The 22,456-nt window shown below is 65.9% G+C and carries 14 protein-coding genes; 4 read left to right on the top strand and 10 right to left on the bottom strand.

What is annotated here, in order from left to right:
* The first annotated feature begins 109 nt into the window (after window positions 1-109).
* Entirely contained in the window at window positions 110-673 is a 564-nt protein-coding gene (locus EWU68_RS09025) for a DUF3093 domain-containing protein (RefSeq protein ID WP_129315805.1), read from the top strand.
* A 113-nt stretch (window positions 674-786) separates the two neighbouring features.
* Here EWU68_RS09025 and EWU68_RS09030 read toward each other — a convergent pair whose 3' ends face one another.
* Window positions 787-1,086: a DUF4193 domain-containing protein gene (locus tag EWU68_RS09030; protein WP_129315806.1), complete on the bottom strand. Its 300-nt coding sequence runs from the start codon at window positions 1,084-1,086 to the stop codon at window positions 787-789.
* 310 nt (window positions 1,087-1,396) lie between these two features.
* Between EWU68_RS09030 and sepH the strand changes: the two genes are divergently transcribed.
* Together sepH and EWU68_RS13430 are read left to right on the top strand one after the other, a co-directional pair.
* A complete protein-coding gene (gene sepH / locus EWU68_RS09035; protein WP_129315807.1) occupies window positions 1,397-2,545 on the top strand; it encodes a septation protein SepH in 1,149 nt (382 codons plus the stop codon).
* Window positions 2,546-2,651: 106 nt separating this feature from the next.
* Window positions 2,652-3,989: a hypothetical protein gene (locus EWU68_RS13430; protein ID WP_129315808.1), complete on the top strand. Its 1,338-nt coding sequence runs from the start codon at window positions 2,652-2,654 to the stop codon at window positions 3,987-3,989.
* A 36-nt stretch (window positions 3,990-4,025) separates the two neighbouring features.
* Here the strand turns inward: EWU68_RS13430 and EWU68_RS09045 are convergent, their stop codons facing one another.
* The 3 genes from EWU68_RS09045 to EWU68_RS09055 all read right to left on the bottom strand — a co-directional run bounded on the left by EWU68_RS09045 (window position 4,026) and on the right by EWU68_RS09055 (window position 8,713).
* Window positions 4,026-5,267, bottom strand: coding sequence for an alkaline phosphatase family protein (locus EWU68_RS09045; RefSeq protein ID WP_129315809.1), 1,242 nt, complete (start codon window positions 5,265-5,267; stop codon window positions 4,026-4,028).
* Complete coding sequence (locus EWU68_RS09050) at window positions 5,267-5,866, bottom strand: DUF5998 family protein (RefSeq protein WP_129315810.1); 600 nt, start codon at window positions 5,864-5,866, stop codon at window positions 5,267-5,269. Before EWU68_RS09050 ends, EWU68_RS09045 begins: the two co-directional genes overlap by 1 nt.
* Before the next feature lie 129 nt (window positions 5,867-5,995).
* A complete protein-coding gene (locus EWU68_RS09055) occupies window positions 5,996-8,713 on the bottom strand; it encodes a bifunctional acetate--CoA ligase family protein/GNAT family N-acetyltransferase (RefSeq protein WP_129315811.1) in 2,718 nt (905 codons plus the stop codon).
* 85 nt (window positions 8,714-8,798) lie between these two features.
* Here EWU68_RS09055 and EWU68_RS09060 point away from each other — a divergent pair, with 85 nt between their 5' ends.
* A complete protein-coding gene (locus tag EWU68_RS09060) occupies window positions 8,799-11,357 on the top strand; it encodes a DNA gyrase/topoisomerase IV subunit A (RefSeq protein WP_129315812.1) in 2,559 nt (852 codons plus the stop codon).
* A 25-nt stretch (window positions 11,358-11,382) separates the two neighbouring features.
* Here EWU68_RS09060 and EWU68_RS09065 read toward each other — a convergent pair whose 3' ends face one another.
* The 6 genes from EWU68_RS09065 to EWU68_RS09090 form a co-directional block, all read right to left on the bottom strand.
* Complete coding sequence (locus EWU68_RS09065; protein WP_129315813.1) at window positions 11,383-12,414, bottom strand: endonuclease/exonuclease/phosphatase family protein; 1,032 nt, start codon at window positions 12,412-12,414, stop codon at window positions 11,383-11,385.
* Window positions 12,415-12,480: 66 nt separating this feature from the next.
* A complete protein-coding gene (cydC, locus tag EWU68_RS09070) occupies window positions 12,481-16,224 on the bottom strand; it encodes a thiol reductant ABC exporter subunit CydC (protein WP_129315814.1) in 3,744 nt (1,247 codons plus the stop codon).
* Between the two features lie 9 nt (window positions 16,225-16,233).
* Window positions 16,234-17,298 (bottom strand): cytochrome d ubiquinol oxidase subunit II, encoded by a 1,065-nt coding sequence (cydB, locus tag EWU68_RS09075; protein ID WP_129315815.1) that lies wholly within the window; start codon window positions 17,296-17,298, stop codon window positions 16,234-16,236.
* 12 nt (window positions 17,299-17,310) lie between these two features.
* Window positions 17,311-18,894: a cytochrome ubiquinol oxidase subunit I gene (locus EWU68_RS09080; RefSeq protein ID WP_129315816.1), complete on the bottom strand. Its 1,584-nt coding sequence runs from the start codon at window positions 18,892-18,894 to the stop codon at window positions 17,311-17,313.
* Between the two features lie 172 nt (window positions 18,895-19,066).
* The gene (locus tag EWU68_RS09085; protein ID WP_129315817.1) at window positions 19,067-20,104 is read right to left on the bottom strand and encodes a malate dehydrogenase; all 1,038 of its coding nucleotides are present in this window, start codon (window positions 20,102-20,104) and stop codon (window positions 19,067-19,069) included.
* Window positions 20,105-20,202: 98 nt separating this feature from the next.
* Window positions 20,203-22,311 carry a DNA gyrase/topoisomerase IV subunit B gene (locus EWU68_RS09090; protein WP_165162133.1) on the bottom strand — a complete coding sequence of 703 codons (2,109 nt, stop codon included), beginning with the start codon at window positions 22,309-22,311 and terminating at the stop codon, window positions 20,203-20,205.
* Between the last annotated feature and the right edge of the window lie 145 nt (window positions 22,312-22,456).

Below are 22,456 nucleotides of genomic sequence, written 5' to 3' on the forward strand. Positions count from 1 at the left end.
TGGGACCGCTTCGCCCTAGGCCACTGTAACGGCTGCGGCCGGGCACTGGCTGAGTCCTCGCCCGCTTTCGAGTACCGGGGGCCCGGCTCCGACGCGTATTCTGGTGGACATGTCTGACTCCGTCTCCCCGAATTCCGACGATCCCGCCGGCTTCGGAGCCCCATCCGCCGTCGAATTCCACGAAAAGCTCTACCCGTCGATCGGTGTGTGGATCTGCGTGGTCGTCTTCGGCTTCGCGTGTTTCGCCGTCGGCGCGCCGATCAATGTGCCCATAGCGATCCTGGTGGCCATCGTCCTGGCGGCCACCCTCGGCCTGATTCTCTATTCGTCCTCGCCGGTCCTCGAGGTCACCGAGGATTCCCTCCAGGTCGGTCGGGCACACATCGAACGCGACTACGTGGGCACGGTCGAGGTTTTCCGTGGGGAGAACGCCCGCATCGCGTGCGGACCCGGCGCCGATGGTCGGGCCTACATGAATTTCCGCCCGTGGGTCTCCCCTGTGGCCAGGATTCACCTGGTGGACCCGGCAGACCCGACGCCGTACTGGCTCACGAATTCTCGACGCCCGGAGGAATTGGCCCTGGTTCTGGGGTCGGACCCGGAGCACCAGGCGGTGCGTACGCCGGAGGTGGACCAGAGCGTCGTCGAGCCCGACGACGACGAGGGCCGGTAGCGGATGCACCGCCGGTAGCGGATGCACGGCCGATAGCGGATGCACAAAGGGGAGGACCTTCTCGGTCCTCCCCTTTGTCAACGTCTCGCGCGTTCCGCGCCGTCAGCCGCGCCCTACGCCTCGCACTCGATGCAGTAGTAGAGCCCGCCTTCCTCGCGGGCAATCTGCGAACGGTGGCGCACGAGGAAGCAGGATGCACAGGTGAACTCGTCCTGTTGGGCCGGAAGAACGACCACGGAGAGTTCTTCGTGCGAGAGGTCCGCTCCCGGAAGCTCGAAGCTCTCGGCGGCAGCGTTCTCGTCCTCGTCCACAACGTTGGACTGCTGGTCGCTTCGGTGCGACTTCAGCTCCTCAATGGAGTCCGAGCTGCTTTCTTCGTCTTGCTTGCGCGGGGCGTCGTAATCGGTAGCCATGTTTCTGTCACGCTTTCGTCGGTAGCTCTCAGCACGCCCACACGGCCGTGCCGATCATCGTGTGGTTCTTGTACCGGTGTGGGCACCTGTTGGCCAGCTCATGAGACATAAACAGAACTCGATGCGTGCCGGTATCGCGATGATTGTTCACTATCGGGCCCCGCGATGTCCAGCCGATTTTACTGTGAGCGGATTCTTCGGGTCGCGGGGTGTCTGGCCACAAGACCGCAAGGCGGTATTCTGTCAGGAGCAATGGGCGCGAATGGCCTGGTCGTGCACGCGTCGCAAGCGGTATCACTAAGGAGAACTGATGGATCGGCTGACTTTCGTGGGAGTCCAAGACGACGGCGAGCACCTCGTTCTCGAGTCTCCGGACGGTGAGCACCGATACCGTGTCGTCATCGACAACAGCCTGCGCAATGCGGTGGTCAAGGCCAAGAGAGCACAGACCCCTCGAGGACTCAGCGGACGGGGCGATTACGGCCCCCGCGATATCCAGACCCGATTCAGGCAGGGCGCGAGCGTCGATGAGATCGTCGCTGAGTCAGGGTGGAAGCCCGAGCGCGTGCGCCGGTACGAGTGGCCGATCCTGGCCGAACGCGCCCATATCGTGACCGCCGCTCGCAACGTCGTCGTCCGTCCCCTCGACCCCGCGTCCAGGGGCCGCAAAACGCTCCATGACCAAGTCGTCGGTGTGCGCGAGGACTGGAACTTCGCTGAAGGCGATGCCCAGTGGAATGCGTGGCAGCGCGAGGACGGACAGTGGAACGTGACTGTTTCGGTCGATTACTCCCAGACCGCGCTCTCCCAGATTCCCTCCGGGGCCGATTTTCCCGCGCGCTTCGTGTACAACCCAGCGAACCAGACGGTCGTTGCCGGCAACGCCGTGGCCGAGTTCCTGATGGGTCGCCCGCACGGTGCCGAAGAGGAAGAGGCCCTCGAAGAGCTCGACGACGAACCCGCGCTCGAGACCGAAGCGGACCAGGACCCCGATCAAGAATTCGTCGAATCGCCGACGGACGAGGGCTCCCTCGCATCGACCGACGTCGCGCCCGATTCCTTGACGGAGGAGGAGGACGACGACGACGCCTCGACCGCGGGCCCTGCCGGCGAGGATTCCGCGTCCGATGAGGATGATGACGCCCAGGGACCGCGCAATCACCTGCGGGCCGTGGGCGCGGACGAACCGAGCCCCACCGAGAGCCTCCTGGACGAACTCGAATCGCGCCGGGGAACCCCCGCCGGCAGCGACCCGGCCAGCGACCGTCGGGTCTCGGGACTGACCCAGGAGCTTCCGGGGCAGGGCACACTGACCGACGGAGGTACGGACTCCGAGCAGCCTGGTGGCTCCACAGGGCAAGGATCCGAGGGGCAACGCCCCGGCAAGTCGCGCTCCGGCCGCCCCTCCGTGCCGAGCTGGGACGACATCCTCTTCGGGCAACAGCGCCCCAAGGAGTGATGACGAAGAATTCGTCACCGGACTCGCCATAGCGACCGGCGCACGGTATTTTGTGTGTTACAGGTAGTCATGAACTTGTTACGGCACGCAACGCACAAAGGTTTTCATGGGGAAGAAGCGCCGCAAGGCACGTCCGGGGAGCGGCACAGACTCATCGCTCCCCCAGAATGTACAGGGATCGAAGGATCAGGCGGCCAAGGGCACCGATCATTCGAATCCCGCGTCCGATGTGTCCGGCAACGGCCCTGAACGCGACAAGGCTTCGACGGAGTCGGCCGAGACGTCGTCTCCCGAATCTCCCGTCACCGAGACTTCTTCGGACGAATCCTCGAACGTGCCGACCACGGGGGCAACCCAGGAGCTGGCGCCGGGGTACGAATACGTCGGGCAGACCCAGGCCCACAATGCCCTCGAAACCGAACCCATGCAGAGCCTCAACGACGAGCTCTTCTCCGACGCGACGTTGCCGCAGTCCAAGCGCGAGCGCCGGCGGCAGGAGCGGATCGAGCAGGAGCGCCGTCGTGAGGCAGCGGCCGCCGAGGAACAGCGACGTCGCAGGCTGGCCGCCCTGACCGAGGGGCAAGCCCCTCGCACCTCCTCACAGAATTCTGGCTCCTCGGACGGCGCGAGCTCGACCGGTTCCGGCTCTGCTCCGGCCGCCGGGGCGGGAGCGGCAGCCGCCGGTGCCGGCGCCGGCGCCGCGGGTGCCGGCGCCGCGGGTGCAGCGGCGGCTGGCAGGCACGCGGACGGGAACGAACCGACGGATGCCACCCCCACGGGTCCCATCGTCCCGGTCAGCCCCGGTGAACCCACCGGTTGGATCCACCACGAGGACTCCGAGGGCGATGATTCCATTGCGGCGACCGCCGCGGCAGGTGCCGGTGGGGCCGGCGCGTCGGCCGCTGCCCACGATGCACCTGACTCGGAGGACGAGCGTCCTTCGCGGAAGGGTCCTCTGCTGTGGGCAGGAGCGGCCGTCCTGGGCATCGCCGTGATCGGAGGCGGGGCCACGATCGCCGTACTCAACTCCGATGACGACAACCCCAAGGGGACCGCCACGACAGCGTCGCCCTCGTCGACGTCCTCGACGCCCTCGAGCTCCTCGTCCAAGCCCGCATGGTCGAGCCCTGCTCCGGCTCCGACGCCCACCGTGATCGAGCAGCAGCCGGAACCGACCGATCCGTACGGTCAGGTAACCCAGGCGCCACCGACGGTTGCTCCGACGCAAGCGCCGCCGGCTCCGACCCAGGAACCGACGCAACAGCCCACCCAGGAGCCGACCCAGGAACCCACGCAGGAGCCGACCCAGGAACCGACGCAACCTCCCACTCAGGAACCGACACAGGCTCCCACGCAACCACCCCAGCCTTCGAATCCTGGCCAGCCCGGCGGTAGTTCCGGCAACGGCCAGGGCAATGGCGGGTCAGCGGGTCCGAACCGCTGAGCCGTTCGGCCTGGTAGCGGCCCGTCTCCGCGGGAATCAGGCCCCCGTCCACGCTCTCAGGGGAACGAACCTTTCGTCGTCTGTCCATGAGCCGTGCTGTCCCACCATGGACAGTGCCCCAGGGTTGGAGCGGCGCAGGTCGAACAGGGCCAGCGAGCCGTGGGCGGCAATGATGAGGTCCCCTATACGGTCCCGCACTTCCGGGCGGACGTCGTGACCGAAGTACCCCGCCGCGATCAGGTAGTCCCTGTCCAGGACCCACGCGCGGTCCCCGAAGCGATTCGCCCAGGCGGTCGAGAGTCTCGCCCGGGCATCGGCGTCTTCGGGATCCTCGAGATGCAGCTGTACCATCCTGGGCTCTCCGGCGGTGAGCCTGACGCCGTCGACCAGGTCGGGGAATTGTGAGTAGTCCACCCGGTCCTCGGAGGGTATGTCGACCATGCCGTGGTCCGCGGTGAGCAGCACCAGGGTTTCCGGGCCGAGACGGGAGGTGAGCCTCTTGAGGCCGTGGTCGAGCTCCTCGAGGGACTCGAGCCAGCGTTCTGACGTGCACCCGTGCTTGTGCCCCGCCTGATCCAGCTCTCCCCAGTACAGGTACATGAAGGTCGGGGTGCGTTGGCGCAGGATTTCGGACGCCTGGCTGATCCGCGCCAGGGTCGATCCTGCGCCGACAAACCGACCTCCGCGCAAGGCTGCCCGGGTCAGGGCGCTGCCTTCGTACGCGGGCATCGATACGGTCACCGCATCTCCCATGCCTTCCAGTCGCTCGAAGACCGTGGCATGGGGCTGCCATTGCAGCGGGTCCACCGCGGGGTCCCATCCCGACAGCTGGTTGACCACGACGTCGCGTTCGGGGTCGACGACGTCGTACCCCACCATTCCGGTCTGGCCCGGGGGAAGTCCAGTGCCCAGCACGGCCAAGGAAGCCGCCGTGGTCGAGGGCAGGGCGGCGTCCAGATCACCGAGATCCATGGACTTCCGGACATTCGGGGCGTGCCCGGCGCTGCGTGACAGGAGCGCGCTGCCCAGACCGTCGACGAGGACAACGCACACGTTCCGGAAAGGACCATTGCGGCCCCAGTCGGTCAACCTGGTGCCCAGTCCGAGAGCATCGGGGAATTCCGCGCGTCGAGAAGAGTCAGCGACGGGTCGGTACATCGAGGCGGCCGAGGACAGCACGTCCCCGATCGAGTTGCGACCGTACCGGGGCGGGGGCGGGAATGTCGGGCCGGTCAGGTCCTGCCCCGTGGGTCCCGAGCTCGGGTGTTGCGTCGTCATCAGGAGTGCGAGGTCCCAGAGAGGGCGGTATTGGCTCGGCGGAGGGCTCGCGCGAATTCCTTGGCGTCCTGCACGGCCTGTTGGCCATCGGCCTCCGCGGAGATTCGGAGGACGACGTCTTCCCGTGCGGCGACCCCCGTGTACCCGTGGTCGGCCTCGCACTGGGGATCGGAGCAGCCCGCGGGCTGGAGGTCCAGCCGATGGCTGCCCGTCCAGGACATCATCAGCGTCACCTCCGCGGCCAGGGAATCGGGGGTGTAGTTCTGCGGCTGACGATAGGCGTAGGACAGAGTTACCGAGGTCAGGTTGCGGACCGGGACCGTTTCGGTCGAGACGTGGGCCACGACCTGGTTACCGTCCTCGTCCAAGGACTGGTCGTCCACGTGGGTGATCTGGACGATGTCGCCCGCCAGGGCCAGCACGGTCACGTGGCGGTGGACCTCGGTCTGGTCGAAGTGCGTCTCCAAGTGGACCAGGTGCGAGGACGGGATTTGCCCGTCCAGGGCATCCCGCACCACGTCACTGACCAATTGGGGGTAGAACCCCGCATTGACGATGTCGCGGTCCAGATACTTGCCCATGTTTCCTGACTCAGCCATGCACTCGCTCTCGATGTTCGACGACGACGCGGGGCCGTCTCTCCCCTGGCCGGGGAATTCTTCGCCCTCGGACCCGGGCGCTTCCGCCCCATTCTACGACCCCACTCGGGCGCCGTCAGACCGAGGTCGTCACGAGCGCGACATGGTCCTGCGTGCGCTGTCCGTCCGCTGCTCCGGATTCCCGAGTTCGACCGTGCAGTCCAGGACTGTCAGGGCATTCTCCGAAATCATCACGGGATTCAGCTCCAGGAGGGCGATTTCGGGATGCCGGTCCTTGAGCTCCGCCACGCGTCGGATCAGGTCCTCGAGAAGTTCCACGGCAACCGGCGGCAGACCGTCGTACCCGAAGAGCTTTCGTGCCGCCTTCGGGGATCTGACCAGCTTCTCGACGTCGCGCTGGGTCAGCGGCGGCACGCGGTGCGCCCAGTCGTCCAGCAGGTTCACGGTGTCTCCGGCGATTCCGAAGGACAGGACCGGTCCGAGCAGGGGATCTTCCATCGCCCGGATCACGCAGTTCTGACCGGTGGGAGCCATGCTCTGGACCTCGAGGTCGAAGTCACCGTATGTGGCCAGCGTCCGGTGCATCAGGTCGATGTCCCGGAGGAGGGTTTCTTGGTCCTCGATGCCGAGCCTCACTCCCCCGAGGTCGATTCGATGCCGCATGGTCGGGTCGATCGCTTTGAGGGCCACCGGATACCCGAGTCTGTCGGCGGCTTCCACCGCCTGCTCCTTGGTTTCGAAAGGGACGGATTCCAGGACGGAGATGCCGTATTCGGAGAGCATGTCCGCGGCATCGGATGAGGAGAGTTCCAGAAGTCCTTCACCGGGAATCCGAGGGCTGAGCCTCTGGATCTGCCGGTCGACTTCCTTCGCGTTCGTGCCCTCGATCTCGGCGACGAAGACGTCCTCCTGGGCCCGCCATGCCATGTAGTCCATGACCGCGGCCAACGCCCCGATGGCCGCGCCCGGGCTCTCATAGCAGGGAACGCCCGGATAGGTGAGGGACTCTTCCCCGTCCGCCCCCGTCCACGTGCGCGGGCAGGGACAGATCCCGCGCTGATAATCCGTGGGTTCGACGACGCCGGTGTAGGCCGCGAGAACGGGCTTGCCGGTCTCGACGCCGCAATCGGCAAGCACCTCGGTGATCTCGTCCTGTCCGACAAAAGGCGACGGCAGGAAGGAGGCCACCGCGGCATCGACGTCGGAGGAGCGCAACGCGGTCAGAACGGAATCCCGAATCATGTCGAGGATGTCGATGTCCGGGCTCGCCGTGTCCAGGACGTGCTCGGTGTGCGTTGCCTCGACCCCGTAGCTCGCGCACGCATCCGAAATGACCCTGCCCAGGGCGAAGGCGTTCGAGAAGACGGCGACCCGCCGTCCCCGGGGCAAAGGCTGGGAGACCACGAGCTGTGCAATGTCCATCAGGTGTTCCGAAGTCTCGGCCCGAATCACACCCGACTGGCGGAACATCGCGTTGAGGGCTTCCGGCGGGGCCGAGCTGGTGCGCCCCGTGTGCCCGGGTGGCAACTGGACCCCGGTGACATCCGATTTGGCCACGATGACCGGCTTGGTCCTGGCCAGGCGCCGGGCGATGCGCGAGAACTTGCGCGGGTTGCCGATCGACTCGAGGTACATGCAGCACGCGGTGGTCCGGCCGTCGTCCTCCCAGTACTGCATCATGTCGTTCCCGGAAACATCCGCACGGTTCCCGCCGGAGAGAATCGTGGAGAATCCGAGGTCCCGCCGGCGGGCCGAGGTGTACAGCAACACCCCGATGGCGGCGGACTGGCTGAAGAGCCCCAACCCTCCCGGGGTCGGGGGCGAAGGGCTCAACGACGCGTTCAACGAGACCGCCGGGTCGGTGTTGATCAGGCCCAAGGACGCGGGACCGATGACCCTCATGCCGTAGCTGCGCGCGGTACGGACCAAAGACTGCTGCCGGGTGCGCCCCCGGGCGCCGTCGTCGGCATACCCTCCCGTGACGATGCAGACACCGCGAACCCCCGCGCGCCCGCATTCCTCGACCACGCCCGCCACTTCGGAGATCGGAACCGTGATGATCGCGAGATCCACGGGCTCCGGAACCTGATCGATGCTCGGGTAGGCTTTCATGCCCGCAAGTTCGAAGGCTTCCGGATTGATCCCGTAGACCGGTCCCGCGAAACCGCCCTCGACCACATTGACCAGGATCTCGTGGCCGACCTGGCTCCAATCCCGGGAGGCACCGATCACCGCGATCGACCTCGGTGCGATCAGCGAGGAGACCGATTTCGCCTCGGCTCGGTGCTCGCGGGAGGCCATGACCTCGCGTGACTTCTCCGTGGGGTCGATATCGAAGTTGACCATGACGACGCCGTCGTCGAACACTCGCGCAACCTCGAAGCCCGCTTCAGAAAAGACATTGAGCATCTTCCGGTTCTCGGGGAGCACCTCGGCCGAGAATTTGGTGATGCCACGCTCGAGGCCGGCCGCGGCGAGGTGTTCGAGCAGAATGGAACCGATGCCCCGGCCGTGGTGGGCGTCCGAAATGAAGAATGCGACCTCCGCCTCGTGGGGGTCGTTGGTCCTGTCGAAGCGACCGATACCGATCATTTCCGCGCCGAGCATGATCACGAAGGCAACGCGGTCCTGATGGTCGACCGTGGTGAAGCGCGCGAGCTCCTTCGCGCTCAGAGAGGACTTGTAGGTGAAGAACCGCAGGTAGATGGTGCGTTCGGACTGCCTGGAATACATCGCTGCCAGTGCGTCCTGGTCTGTCGGGAGCACGGGTCGCAAGTGAGCGGTCGCGCCATCGCGCAATACGACGTCGGCTTCCCAGTGGGAGGGGTACGCGTTCTCTTCGGGCATGCTCCCAGTCTAGTATCGCAAGTCACAGGTTCCTATTGTTCTACACTGGTGAGGCCCATGACCGTCAGACCGTGAGGATTCACAGATGGCCCCCCGCCGCAAGTCGTCGCACACTCCAGAGGATTTCCCGCTCGACGTCGTCGAGAACATCGTCGATATCGATGTGTCCTCCGAAATGGAGACGAGCTTCCTCGAGTACTCGTACTCGGTGATCTATTCGCGGGCGCTCCCGGACGCGCGGGACGGTCTCAAACCGGTCCAGAGACGAATCCTCTATATGATGACGCAGATGGGCCTGCGACCAGACCGGGGCCACGTGAAGTCGGCCCGCGTGGTCGGCGAGGTCATGGGCAAGCTCCACCCCCACGGCGACGGGGCGATCTACGACGCGATGGTCCGCCTCGCCCAGCATTTCGCGATGCGGCTGCCGCTCGTGGACGGACACGGCAACTTCGGCTCCGTCGACGACGGCCCCGCCGCGGCGCGGTACACCGAAGCCCGCATGGCTCCCGCAGCCCTCGCGCTGACCGGTGACCTGGACGAGGACGTCGTCGACTTCGTCCCGAACTACGACAACCAGTTCACGCAGCCAGGGGTCCTCCCGGCCGCCTTCCCCAACCTTCTGGTCAACGGCACCTCCGGCATCGCCGTCGGCATGGCCACGAACATGGCCCCTCACAACCTCCGCGAGGTCATCGCCGGGGCGCGGCACCTGATCGACAACCCGGACGCGAGTCTCGAAGACATCATGCGGTTCATTCCCGGGCCGGACCTGCCCACGGGAGGCAAGATCGTCGGCCTGTCCGGGATCAAGGACGCCTACGCGACCGGCCGCGGCTCCTTCAAATCCCGCGCCAAGATCACGGTCGAACAGGTCACCGCGCGCAAGCAGGGCCTGGTCATCACCGAATTGCCGTACCTGGTCGGGACCGAGAAGGTCATCGACAAGATCAAGGACGGCGTCCAGTCGAAGAAGCTGTCCGGAATTTCCGACGTCGTCGACCTGACCGACCGCAAGAACGGCACCCGGCTCGTGGTCGAACTCAAGAACGGATTCAACCCGCACGCCGTCATGCAGTCCTTGTTCAAGCACACGCCGCTCGAGGACTCCTTCGGCATCAACAACGTCGCCCTGGTGGATGGGCAGCCACAGACCCTGGGGCTTCTGGACCTGCTCAGGGTCTACGTGGAGCACCGCATCGACGTCGTTCGTCGACGCACGACCTACCGGCTCGGCAAGTCCAAGGACAGGCTGCACCTGGTCGAGGGCCTGCTCGTTGCCATCCTCGACATCGACGAAGTCATCGAGATCATCCGCTCCTCCGACCAGACGGCCCAGGCTCGGGAACGACTCATGATGGTCTTCGACCTGAGCGAAGCCCAGGCGAACCACATCCTGGAACTGCGTCTGCGTCAGCTGACCAAGTTCTCCCGCATCGAGCTGGAGGCCGAGAGGGACGAGCTCAGGGCCACCATCGCCGAGCTCGAGTCGATCCTGGCCTCGGACCAGAAGTTGCGCGGCGTCGTCTCGGATGAGCTGGGCGAGGTCGCCGAGCGGTACGGGACCGACCGACGGACCGAGCTGGCGGACTCGGACGACCTGGCCGCGCTCGCCTCGGCGGCCACGGACAGCGGCGCCGCCTCCACGAAGAAAGGGTTGGGTCTGGCTCTGGAAATCGCGGACGACCCGTGTTGGGTCGCCCTGTCCACTTCGGGACAACTCGGTCGCACCCCTGGGGGCCCACGCGGGCGGGAGTCCTTCGAGGATCCGGGCAAGAGGATCAAGCACGATGCGCTGCGCTCGCTGGTTCCGGCCACGGCGCGTGGGGAAATCGGTGCGGTTGTCTCGTCCGGGCGCATGGTGCGGATCAATGTGATGGACATTCCGCTGATGGAGTTGTCGGGCAGCGCACCGAACCTCGGAACCGGGGTCAAGGTCAAGGAATTCCTGACGCTGGAGAAGAATGAGTCGCTGATTGCGTTGGTCCCCCTGAATCAGGTCATCGCGCTGGGCACGGCCCAGGGCGTGGTCAAGCGGGTCAACCCGGACTACCCGTTGAACAGGGACGACTGGCCGATCATTGCGCTCAAGGCCGGAGACGAGGTGGTGGGGGCCTGCCACGCATCGAATGACGACAACCTGGTGTTCATCACCCGCGAGGCCAAGTTGCTGACCTTCGACGCCGCCAAGGTGCGCCCGCAGGGCAAGAGCGCCGGTGGCGTGGCGGGCATCAAGGTCGCCGAAGGCGACAGAGTCATCTACTTCGGTGCGTTGTCCCCCACCGAGTCGGCCGTGGTCGTGACGGTCTCCGAAGCCGACGAATCGTTGCCGGGGACGGAAGCCGGATCGGCCAAGATCACCGAATTCGGGGAGTATCCGGCCAAGGGCCGTGCGACGGGCGGTGTCCGGGCGCATCGTTTCCTGAAGGGCGAATCCGGTCTGAAGCTCGCCTGGGCGGGCAGAGGCCCGGCGAAGGCTGTCTCGGCCGCGGGCGTCGCCCGATCCCTCCCGACCGAGTTCGGCGCTCGGGACGGTTCCGGCGTGCCCCTGTCCCAATCGATCGACGCGATCGGCCCCGCTCTCGGGTCCGGCGCCGAGGACGGTTCGGTCCGGGACGACGCCGACGACACCGTCGACCCCTGAGCGCGCTCCGGGTCCTGGTCCCTTCTCAGAATCGGAGGGTCGCCCGGACCGGAACGTGATCCGAGGGTCCTTCGATGGGCATCACGTCGGCGTCGTCGACCCGCATGTCGCCGTTGACGACGACGTGGTCGATCTGGGTTCTGGTCCACGCGGCCAGGGAGCTGGGCCACGTGCCCCGGGAGACGCCTGATGCGGGAAGTGCGTCCGTGCACCCGTCGCGCCTTGGGATCGTGGCCATGTGTCCGTGCCACGGGTTGGCGTTGTAGTCGCCCGCGGCAATGACCGGGCGCGGCGAGTCGTCGCGACGCGGCGTGCACACGTCGTCCAGGACCGAGCCGACGTCGCTGTCCCACTGGTCCATCCATCGCGGAACCGGGCTCGCCGTGTGGACTCCCAGAACCACGGGGTTCGACGACGCGGGGTCGGCCGGCCGGAGGGCGAGAGTCCCCACTGTCGGCTCCTCGCCCTCGGCGATCTGGTACGTACCGAGGCTCTTGGAAATCAGCACGCTGGTCGGTGAGAGGCCGGAGCCGGTACTCGTGGCAAAGACTTGGTAGTCCGAGTCCTTGCCGAGCTCGGAGAGGTACTTCTCGAGCGGGCCCGTGCTGGCCTCGGGGAGCACGACGACTTCGGGGTTGCCCCGGACCACGTGCCCGAGGTCGGCTCGGGTGAGTTCGTCGTGGACATTCCAGCTGACCACCGACATCGTCCGCCCCTCGGTCGGCCCCTCCTGCGGACCCGACACCGGGTGGAGAGCCAGCCCCACGCACATCGCCGAGACGAGGAAGCCCACCAGGGGCGTCCCGTTGGGCCGTCGGTTCCGCCCGGACACGCGTCGCAGAAGCCATCCGGCGGCGATCCAGACGAGGAAGAATATCGCCATGATTCCGCCGATGATCTGCGGAAATGCGAGGACCTGCCCCACGACGAGACTCGTGGTCCACGGGGCGGCCAGCCCCGTTCCCTGGCGCTGGAGCCATGGGGTCAGCAGCACGAACAGAAGGTAGAAGGCGGGGATCAGGGCGACGGTCGAGAGAACCTTCAGTGTGCGGCGCATGTGCTGTGCTGCTCCTTGAACGCCCGCAGGCGCGCTCGGGGTTCGACCCTGCCGCACGCGGCCCAACTACTGGCCTGCGCCACGTCCCAGGGTGACGACGGACCGGCAGTGGCCGAGATCGGTGGGGCGATGTGAAATGACTATAGTACCCGGGCCCGCTTCGTCGGAGGAGCCTCGGGTTGCCCTGTCGAGTTCCTCGACCAGAGCCGCGGCCGAAGGCTCGTCAAGGTGGGCCGTCGGTTCGTCGACCAGGAGGAAGGGCGCATTGGTCAGAAGCGCTCGGGCCATCGCGAGCCGTTGGCGCTGTCCCCCGGACAATCGCGATCCGCCGGCGCCGACGCGGGTGTCCAGCCCGTACTCCATCGAGTCCAGGAGACTTCCGAGACCGACCCGGCGCACCATGGTGTCGAGTTCCTGGTCCGACGGAGCCGACTCCCGGGGTCTGGCCAGCAGCAGGTTTCCGCGCACCGTCGAATCGAAGATGTAGGCATCCTGCGGGCACCAGGCGGAGGCGCCGCGCAATTGCTCGGGCGCCATTTCACGGCCGTCGACGCGGATTGAGCCACGCTCCGGGCGCAGAAATCCGAGGAGGACAGCGAGGGTGGTCGTCTTGCCCGCCCCGGACGGGCCGGTGATCCCGAGCGCCTGGCCGCGGCCGACCCGGCCGGTCACGCCGCGAATCGCAGGTTCTGCCATGCCGGGCCAGCGCGCCGAAATATCGTCAAGGCACAGCTCCCGTGCTTCAGACGGCTCCGTTGGTTCCCGATCATCTCGCTGCCCGGGGATTCCTGCGGGATGCGATGGCGACTCAGGCGCTTCCGACACGGGGCTGATCTTGGCGACCAGCCGGGCGAATGCGGGCCAGGCCCGCACGGAATCAATGGCCTGGGAGGAGGGTTCCACGAGGGCCGTGCACAGCAGAACGGGTATCGCGGCGACAGGTGCCGCGATATCGCCCGTTGACACCGGGTCCCATGCAATGACCGCGATCCCCAGTGCCGCCGCCCACCAGGTCACCAAGGACAGAGCATTGCCCAGCCCCGTCGCGGTCGCGGAACGCCGGGCGGCCGCGAGAGCGAGGCGATCCTGGCCGGCAAGGACCCTGAGGACGGCGTCGCCGAGACGGTTGCCCTTCAGGTCTTCGGCACTTTCCATCGCGCCCAGAGCGCCCCTCAGGGTTCGTTGAACGGCGTCGCGACTTGCCGTTTCGGCACGTCGGTCGGCCACCAGGACGAGCCACGGCGCCAGCAGGCTCGTCACGAGTGCCGCCGCGGCGACAACCCACGTTGCGGAGGGCACGGTCAGGTATGTGGCGATGACGGCCGCGATCATCGTGGGAACGTTGGTCGCAATCGGGAGGAGAACGCGGGGAAGAGAATCACGGACTTCGTCCACGTCCCCGACGAGCCTGTCCAAGAAGGTACCGCCCCGCAACAACGATCTGAGGCTCAGCGCGGTCTCCCCCATGGAATCCCACGCGTTCGACCGAAGTCTGTTGGCCGCCTTGAGGACGACGTCGTGAGTCAGGAGACGTTCGAGATAGCGGAAGACCGCCCGCCCCAGACCGAAGAACCTCACCCCCACGATCGCGACCATCAGGTACATCATCCCGGGTTGCTGTGAGGCCCTGACGATCAGCCAACCGGACAGGGCCGTCAGGGATGCGCCGAATGCCACCGTGAGGAAGGACAGGAGGACGGGCGCCCACACTTGGGACGCACGGAGGCCCGTCACCCGGAACAGGGTTCGCAGTGTTCCCCGGACACCGGACGTCCAGGAGCCATTGCGGCCTCCGTCTGCGCTCCACGAGCCGTGGTGCGGGGTGGCACGTCGCTCACGGTCACCGCACTCGGCTCCCAGGGCGTCCGCGGCAGTCGTGCATCCCTTCGCCGGAGCGCTCGTGACCCGTTCACTCCGGGTGGCCTGGACATGTCGGACGAGGCGACCCGCCTGGTCGAGGTCTATGCGGCCCGCAGAGCTCGGGGCCGCCGCCGGATCGTGGGTTACCCACAGAACAGTCGCCCCCGATTCGGTCAGCTCCCGCAATGCGTCGCTGACCATGCCGGCGGCCCGGCGGTCAAGGTGCGCCGTCGGCTCGTCGACGAGCACCAGCCACTGGCTCGGCCCCATCGAACGCGCATGCAGATTTCCCCCGGCGGGGCGTACCGCGGCCAGAACGCGGGCAATCGCGAGGCGACGTGCCTGGCCCGCGGACAACGCCGCGGGTGCCACGGAGCCGAGGTCTTCGAGGCCGACCGACCTGAGCGAGGCGTCGATCACCGGCCCCCACAGTGCCCGAGCCCGAGTCGCCTCCTCCTGGGATTCTCCGTTCTGCCCCGTCAGGTCGCCCAGCCACGTGGAAGCGTTCTCCGGATTCGCATAGAGGCCCACCTCCTCCACGACCGTGGCCGCAAGAAAACTGGGCGACTGTCCGATCCAAGCGACCGAGTCGGGTACGAAGACGGAACCGGCGACGGCCGTCCGGTCGCCGGCCCGGGCGTCGTGTCCGTCGCGCACCATGTCGGCCATGGTCTTGAGCAAAGTGGTTTTCCCGCAGCCGGAGGGGCCGGTGAGGAGGGTTGTGGTTTTCGGTTCCAGGACGAAGGACACATCGTCGAGCGCTCGTCCTCGGCCGGGGTACTCGACCGTGAGCCCCGATACCGAAATTGCGGCGTCCGAAGAAGGCGAAACCACGGATGCGCCGGTGGGTTCCTCGAGGATCTCTTCCGAGCGGCGCAGGGCGTCGACGCCGTCCTGGGATTGGTGGAAAGCGGTCCCGACATCTCGCAGGGGCTGGAAGCACTCCGGTGCCAGCAACAGGACCAGCAACGCGGTGTCGAGACCGATCTGGCCCGAGACGAGACGCAATCCGATGAACACCGCCACGAGAGCCACCGAGATGGTGGTAATCAGCTCGAGGGCGAGGGAGGACTGGAACGCCGAGCGCAGGGTCGTCATGGTTCGCTTCCGGTACGACTCCCCCAAATCGTTCAGGGCCCGGGACTGCGCTTGCTCCCTCTTCAGACCGACCAGGACGGGCAGGCCGCGAGAGAGCTCGACGATGTGCTGGGACAGCCTCAGCAATTGGGACTGGGCTTCGCGCGTGTCGTTCTGGGTCGTTTTCCCGATGAGGACCATGAAAACGGGAACCAGGGGCAGGGTCAGCACCAGCACCAAGGCGCTGATGGGGTCGGCCAGAAGCACCACAACCAGCAGGATTGCCGGGATGACTCCTGTGGAGACCAGTGCCGTGATTGTTCTGACGTAGTAGTCGTCCAGGGCGTCCAACCCGCGGGAGACGAGGACTGCCACGGCGCCGTCGGATGCGGCCGTTCCGCCGGCGGTCCGGGAGCGCGGAGCTGAGAGAACTCGACGCAGCACGCCCTGACGGATCGTCGACTTCGTCTCGGTCGCCGCGCGCTGCGCTGCAACCGAGAGACCCCAATCCGCGAGCGCCCGGAGTGCCAGGCCCGCCACGCCGAGAACCGCGGCACCCCAGGACCACGAGCCGGGATCGGACCCTGTCAGCCAGTGAGGGAGGATACCGTCTGCCCCGGCGGAGTGGGACCCGATGAAGTCGGTCCACCCGGTGGAGGCCGTTCTGCCCACCCCGTGGGAGGCCGCGGTGAAGGCCGCCTGCGCGAGAGCGGTCATCAACGACCCCACGGCCGCGGAGAACCCAACGAGTCCGAGGGCTCTCAGCGCGCTCAGGGCACCCAGAACCGGGAGGACTCGTCGTGCATGCGGGCCCAACGGCGGACGCCGGTTCGCCCGCCGCCGGTCCTGTTGGTCGTTGTCGGCGACGCTCACAACAATCGGTCAGCCCGCGTTGGGGTGCTCGGAGAGTTCCGTGATTCTGTGCGCCTCGGGAATGTGCTCCGCCGAGAGCCGCTTGCGGAACACCCAGTAGGTCCACCCCTGGTAGAGAAACAGCACGGGGAGCCCTATGGCTGCCACGATGGTCATGATCTTCAGCGTGTACGGCGATGACGACGCATTCGCAATGGTCAACGTGGTCCCATCCGCCATGGTGGTCGGCAAGACGTTCGGGTAGGCGGCCATGAAGATCGACAGGGCCCCGAAGACCGCGAATCCCGCAATGGCCGTGAAGGCAATACCTTCCCGCCCCCTGATCGCGAAGATCCAGGACGCGAGGGCCGCTGCGGCCGCGATGACCAGCAGGGTCAACGACAGCGGGGTCGCGCCGATCACCTGGAGCCACACGGCCCACGCAACCATCGGCAGCAGGGCCACGGGAAGGATCCGAACCATCATGGTTCGCGCCCGATGACGCACCTCGCCGTCCGTCTTGAGGGCCAGGAATGCCAGCCCGTGGACCAGACTGAAGCCGACCATGCCCAAGCCGCCGATCACGGCCGGCACGGTCAGCCACGCGAACGGACCACCGACGCGGTCCGCATTGTCGTTCAGCGGAAGCCCCGTCGTCGTGATGGCGAGGGCCGCTCCGATGAGGAACGCGATGAAGAACGACGCCACGGACATGATCGCGTTCCACCGGGGCTCCCACCGAGGGCCCGTCAACTTGCCCCTGTATTCGATCGACACTGCTCTCAGGATCAGTGCCAGGAGGATCAGGGTCAGCGGAATGTACAGCGCCGAGAACAGCGCGGCATACCACATCGGGAATGCGGCAAAGATGGCCGCGCCACCGGTCACCAGCCATACCTCGTTGCCGTCCCATACGGGACCGATCGTGTTCAGCAGCAGACGGCGTTCCTTCTCATTGCGGGAGAAGATCCGCCCCATCAGCATGCCGACGCCGAGGTCGAACCCATCGAGAACGATGTATCCGATGAGAAGCACTCCGACCACGAGGAACCACAGGGTCGGCAATCCGGGTTGTCCAACAAATTCTTCGAACATGATGGGTTGCTCCTAGTAGGCGAAGGCCAGGACGTCGTCGTTCTTGTGGCTGTCGGGGTCGTTCGTGTCGTCGTCGTCCTTGTCGGGCGTGACCAGCTCCGGCATGGAGGCGACAACTCCTGTTCTGACGTACCTGGCGATCAGGAATACCTCCACGACCATCAGGACGGCATAGATGAGGACCAGGGAGATGAGCGAGAACAGCAACTCGCCCGCGGACACATTCGGCGAAACCGCCGCCTCGGTGAACATGTAGATCCGTTGTCCGAGGGGCAGATCCGGGTTGGGGGCGACGACGAATGGCTGCCGCCCCATCTCGGTGAACACCCACCCGGTGACATTGGCGCCGAAGGGCGCGAGGATGCCGAAGACGGCCAGGCGCATGAGCCACTTGGATTGTGGGACCGTCCCCTTTCTGGTCAGCCACCACGCCAGAGCGCAGGCGAGGGCGGCCAGGCCCCCGAAGGTGATCATGAGCCGGAATCCCCAGTAGGTGACGATCATCAGCGGCACGTAGTGGATGTCTTCACCGGCACGATCCCCGTACTGGGGTTCGTCTCCCAAATTGGTTCCGTACATGTGCTCGTACTCGGGCTGCAACGTGTTGATGCCCTTGACGTCCGTGTGGAAGTTGTCGTGGGCCAAGAAGGACAGCAGACCCGGAATCTCGAAAATGGTGTCCACGTTCGAGCAGTTGCGTGCGCTGGGGTCGGAAAGGGTCAGCACGGAGAATGCGGTGCCGTCGTGGCATGCGGCCTCGGCGGCCGCCATCTTGAGAGGTTGCTGGTGGATCATGAGCTGGGCCTGGGCGTGGCCGCTGAATGCGGTCCCGAGGAAGCCGATGACTCCGATGAGGATGCCGATGCGAAGGGAGCGGAACCACACCGCGTAGTCCTTCTTGTCCTGGGCGCCCTTGCCGGAGTCTCCGACGACCACGTAGCCGTTCTCATCGACCGTGTCGATTCCCTGGCTGCGCCGCTTCCACAGCTTGTACCAAGCGATGCCCAGCAGGAACGATCCGGCGACGGCCACCGAGCCGAAGAGCGTGTGGATGATGGCCACGATCGCCGTGTTGTTCGTCAGCACAGCCATCACGTCGTTCAGGATGGGGCGACCGTCCACGATGTCGTACCCGACGGGATGCTGCATCCACGAGTTGGCGATCACGATGAAGAACGCGGACAGCCACGAGGCCGCGACCGCGGCGAGAAGGCAGAGGGCGTGGATGGCGGGCTTGAGTTTCTTCCACCCGAAGATCCACAGACCGAGGAACGTCGACTCGACGAAGAAGGCCAGCAGACCTTCCATGGCCAAGGGAGCACCGAAGACGTCCCCCACGAATCGGGAGTACTCGCTCCATGCCATTCCGAATTGGAATTCCTGGACGAGGCCGGTGGCCACGCCCATGATGAAGTTGATCAGGTACAGCTTTCCCCAGAATTTTGTCATCCTGAGGTACTCTTCTTTTCCTGTCCTGACCCACATGAGGTTCAGGATCGCGACGACCATCCCCAGTCCCAGGGTCAGTGGAACCATCATGAAGTGATAGACGGTGGTGGTCCCGAATTGCCAGCGGGCGATTTCTACAGTATCCACGGTTCTCCTCGCGCTACTGAAAGCACTCGACCGGTCCGAACGGGCCGGATACCTACAAGGTAGCAACCGGTTCTGGGCGTCCGACGAGCCCGTCGGGCCGACGTCTTGACAGCCCGGAAAGGGTAATTTTCACCCTTTGGGGCCCGCCACGAGGCCCCAAAGAGCGAATCACCTAGTGTCCCGCTTTGGGTCCCAACAACCCTTTCGCTCGGATCGTGTCGCGTTCTTCCCGAAGCTCGGAAACGCTCGATTCGAGCCGGCGTCGTGCGTCCTCGGACAAATCGACACCATGATTAATCTCATACTCACCCGACCTGCAGGTCACGGGGAACGAGCTGATCAAGCCTTCGTCCACGCCGTAGGAGCCGTCGGAGACCACGGCCATGGACGTCCAGTCCCCATCGGGGGTGCCCAGAACCCAGTCGTGGACATGGTCGAGTGCCGCATGAGCGGCCGAGGCCACCGATGAACCGCCGCGCACGGCGATGATTTCGGCACCCCGCTGAGCCACGGTCGGAATGAAGGACGTGCGGACCCATTCCTCCCCCAGCCCGCGTTCGGAGAGGACATCACGCACCGGACGTCCCGCAATGGTGACCTGATCCAGGTCCGGCACCTGCGTGGCCGAGTGGTTTCCCCAGATCGTCATGCGCTCGACGTCGCCGACGGGCGATCCGGTGGCGTGCGCGATCTGTGCGAGAGCCCGGTTGTGGTCCAGTCTGGTCATGGCGGTGAATCGCTCGGACGGGATGTCCGGGGCGTGGGAGGACGCGATGAGCGCGTTGGTGTTCGCCGGATTGCCGACCACCACAATCCGGACGTCGTCCGCGGCCGCCTCGTTGAGTGCGGCGCCCTGGACGGAGAAGATTCCGGCGTTGGCCTCGAGGAGGTCCCCTCGTTCCATGCCTTTTTGGCGGGGTTTCGAGCCGATGAGCAGACCGAAGCCGGTCCCGTCGAATGCTTGAGCGGCGTCGTCGAAGACGTCGACGGATTCGAGGAGCGGGAAAGCGCCGTCGGCCAGCTCCATCGCAGTGCCTTCGGCGGCCTGCCTGGCCTGCGGAATTTCGAGGAGACGCAGTCGCACGGGCTGATTCTTGCCGAGCATGTCGCCGTTGGCGATGCGGAACAGACTTGCGTAACCGATCTGACCGGCCGCGCCGGTCACGGTCACGGTGACGGGTGGAAGGAGGGTGTCAGCAGAGGTACTCATGCGGCACAGTATAGTGCCGTGTGACGTGGGACCCGCCGTTCGACGTACGGGGCTCCGGGCACCTGCCCGTGACCGCGGGCCGGAGGAGGCCGCCGCGCTCAGGCGTCGATCTGCTCGAGATCCAGCTGATCAGCATTGCTGATCAAGAACTCCTTGCGCGGGGCCACCTCCGACCCCATCAACAGCGAGAAAGCACGTTCCGCGGCCTCGGCGTCCTCGATCCGGACGCGACGCAGCAGACGATGCCGCGGGTCCATCGTGGTCTCCGCGAGTTGGTCCGCGTCCATTTCGCCCAGACCCTTGTACCGCTGAATGGGTTCCTTGTACCGCTTCCCTTCCGCCTCGAGCCGCGTCAGGACCTGGTGGAGCTCCCGCTCGGAGTAGGTGTAGAGCATCTCGTTGGGCTTCCCCCCGCCCGTGACGACCTCGACGCGGTGCAGCGGCGGCACCGCCGCGTACACTCGACCCGCATCGACCAGCGGACGCATGTAGCGATAGAACAGCGTGAGAAGAAGGGTCCTGATGTGCGCGCCGTCGACGTCGGCGTCGGTCATCATGACGACCTTGCCGTATCGGGCGGCGTCCAGGTCGAAACTCCGCCCGGAACCTGCCCCGATCACCTGGATGAGTGCCGCGCACTCGGCGTTGGCCAACATGTCCGTGATCGAGGCTTTTTGGACGTTCAGGATTTTGCCGCGGATCGGCAGCAGGGCCTGGTACTGGGAGGATCGCGCCAACCGTGCGGTGCCGAGCGCGGAGTCACCCTCCACGATGAACAACTCGGAATGGTCGACGTCGTTGGAGCGGCAGTCCACGAGCTTGGACGGCATCGTGGAGGTTTCCAGAGCGTTCTTGCGACGCTGGGTTTCCTTGTGGACCCGAGCCGAAATGCGGGATTTCATCTCGGCGACGACCTTTTCCAGGACCGCCGAACTCTGTTGTTTCTCCGTCCGGTTCCGCGAATTCAGCATCTTGTCGAGCTCACGCGACAGCACCTTGGTCACGATCGAACGAACCGCCGGGGTTCCCAAGACTTCCTTGGTCTGCCCCTCGAACTGGGGCTCGACGAGGCGCACGTTGAGCACCGCGGTGAGGCCGGCGAGGGCGTCGTCCTTCTCGATCTTGTCGGATCCGGCCTTGAGCTTTCGGGCGTTCGCGGTCACTTCCTTGCGCAGAGTTCGCAACAGGCCTTGTTCGAAGCCCGTGACGTGTGTTCCGCCCTTGGGGGTCGCGATGATATTCACGTACGACCGCAGGTTGGTTTCGTACCCGGTTCCCCACCGCATCGCGATGTCGACTTCGCACTCGCGTTCGACTTCGGTGAGTTGGCTGTGACCGTTCGAGTCCAGGACCGGGACCGTCTCCTTGAAGCTGTCCGACCCCTGGAACCTCCAGACGTCGGTCAGTGCCGAGTCCGGGGCGAGGAACTCCACGTATTCCGAGATTCCGCCATCGTGCTGGAAGACCTCTTCGTGCGGCCCGTCGGCCCCCGGCGTGCCTGGCAGCCGACGTTCGTCGCGGATGGCCAGTCGCAGGCCGGGAACGAGGAAACTCGTCTGACGTGCTCGTTCGAGGAGTCGCTCGTAATCGAATTTCGCGTCCGGGGTGAAGATCTGTCGATCCGCCCAATAACGAACCCGCGTTCCGGTCGCTCCCCGACGAGCCTTGCCGACCACCTCGAGTGCGGCCTTGCCTTCGGCCGGCGTGAACGGCACGTCAGGTTGGGGAACTCCCCCGTCGTCGAAAATTCCGGGAATCCCTCGTTGGAAGGACATTTGGTAGGTCTTCGACCCCCGGTCCACCTGGACGTCGAGTCGGGACGACAGCGCGTTGACCACGGAGGCGCCGACGCCGTGCAGGCCGCCGACCGCGTTGTAGGTTCCGCCACCGAACTTTCCACCCGCATGCAGTTTGGTGAAGACCACCTCGACGCCGGTCAAACCGGTTCGCGGTTCGATGTCGATGGGAATGCCTCGGCCGTCGTCGGCGACCTCGACGGACCCGTCCCGATTGAGCACGATCTCGATGTTCTGGCCGTATCCGGCGAGGGCCTCGTCGACCGAGTTGTCGATGATCTCCCAGAGACAGTGCATGACACCGCGCGAGTCGGTGGACCCGATGTACATACCGGGTCGTTTCCGGACGGCTTCCAGCCCTTCCAGTACGGAGAGCTGGTGGGCGGTGTACTCGGACTTCTTCGGCGACACTGAGACGGGGCTCCTGACAAACTCGATGTGGTGGTGGGCCGCAAGGCGCGACCTCCAGTCTAAGCGCATCCGGCATCTCTGCGGGTCAAAGCCCACAGCGAACGACGCCGAATGGGGATGAAATCAGCGGCTTCGCGTGTTTGCA

Origin of the sequence: Rothia koreensis, assembly GCF_004136575.1 — a bacterium.
Classification (GTDB): Bacteria; Actinomycetota; Actinomycetes; order Actinomycetales; family Micrococcaceae; genus Rothia; species Rothia koreensis.

Excerpts from the sequence above, each read along its gene's own strand:
- EWU68_RS09050 (WP_129315810.1), bottom strand. The coding sequence starts at position 5,866 with ATGGCTGAGTCAGGAAACATGGGCAAGTATCTGGACCGCGACATCGTC.
- EWU68_RS09085 (WP_129315817.1), bottom strand. The coding sequence starts at position 20,104 with ATGAGTACCTCTGCTGACACCCTCCTTCCACCCGTCACCGTGACCGTG.
- sepH (WP_129315807.1), top strand. The coding sequence starts at position 1,397 with ATGGATCGGCTGACTTTCGTGGGAGTCCAAGACGACGGCGAGCACCTC.
- EWU68_RS09065 (WP_129315813.1), bottom strand. The coding sequence starts at position 12,414 with ATGCGCCGCACACTGAAGGTTCTCTCGACCGTCGCCCTGATCCCCGCC.
- EWU68_RS09025 (WP_129315805.1), top strand. The coding sequence starts at position 110 with ATGTCTGACTCCGTCTCCCCGAATTCCGACGATCCCGCCGGCTTCGGA.
- cydB (WP_129315815.1), bottom strand. The coding sequence starts at position 17,298 with ATGTTCGAAGAATTTGTTGGACAACCCGGATTGCCGACCCTGTGGTTC.
- EWU68_RS09055 (WP_129315811.1), bottom strand. The coding sequence starts at position 8,713 with ATGCCCGAAGAGAACGCGTACCCCTCCCACTGGGAAGCCGACGTCGTA.
- EWU68_RS09060 (WP_129315812.1), top strand. The coding sequence starts at position 8,799 with ATGGCCCCCCGCCGCAAGTCGTCGCACACTCCAGAGGATTTCCCGCTC.
- EWU68_RS13430 (WP_129315808.1), top strand. The coding sequence starts at position 2,652 with ATGGGGAAGAAGCGCCGCAAGGCACGTCCGGGGAGCGGCACAGACTCA.
- EWU68_RS09045 (WP_129315809.1), bottom strand. The coding sequence starts at position 5,267 with ATGACGACGCAACACCCGAGCTCGGGACCCACGGGGCAGGACCTGACC.
- EWU68_RS09030 (WP_129315806.1), bottom strand. The coding sequence starts at position 1,086 with ATGGCTACCGATTACGACGCCCCGCGCAAGCAAGACGAAGAAAGCAGC.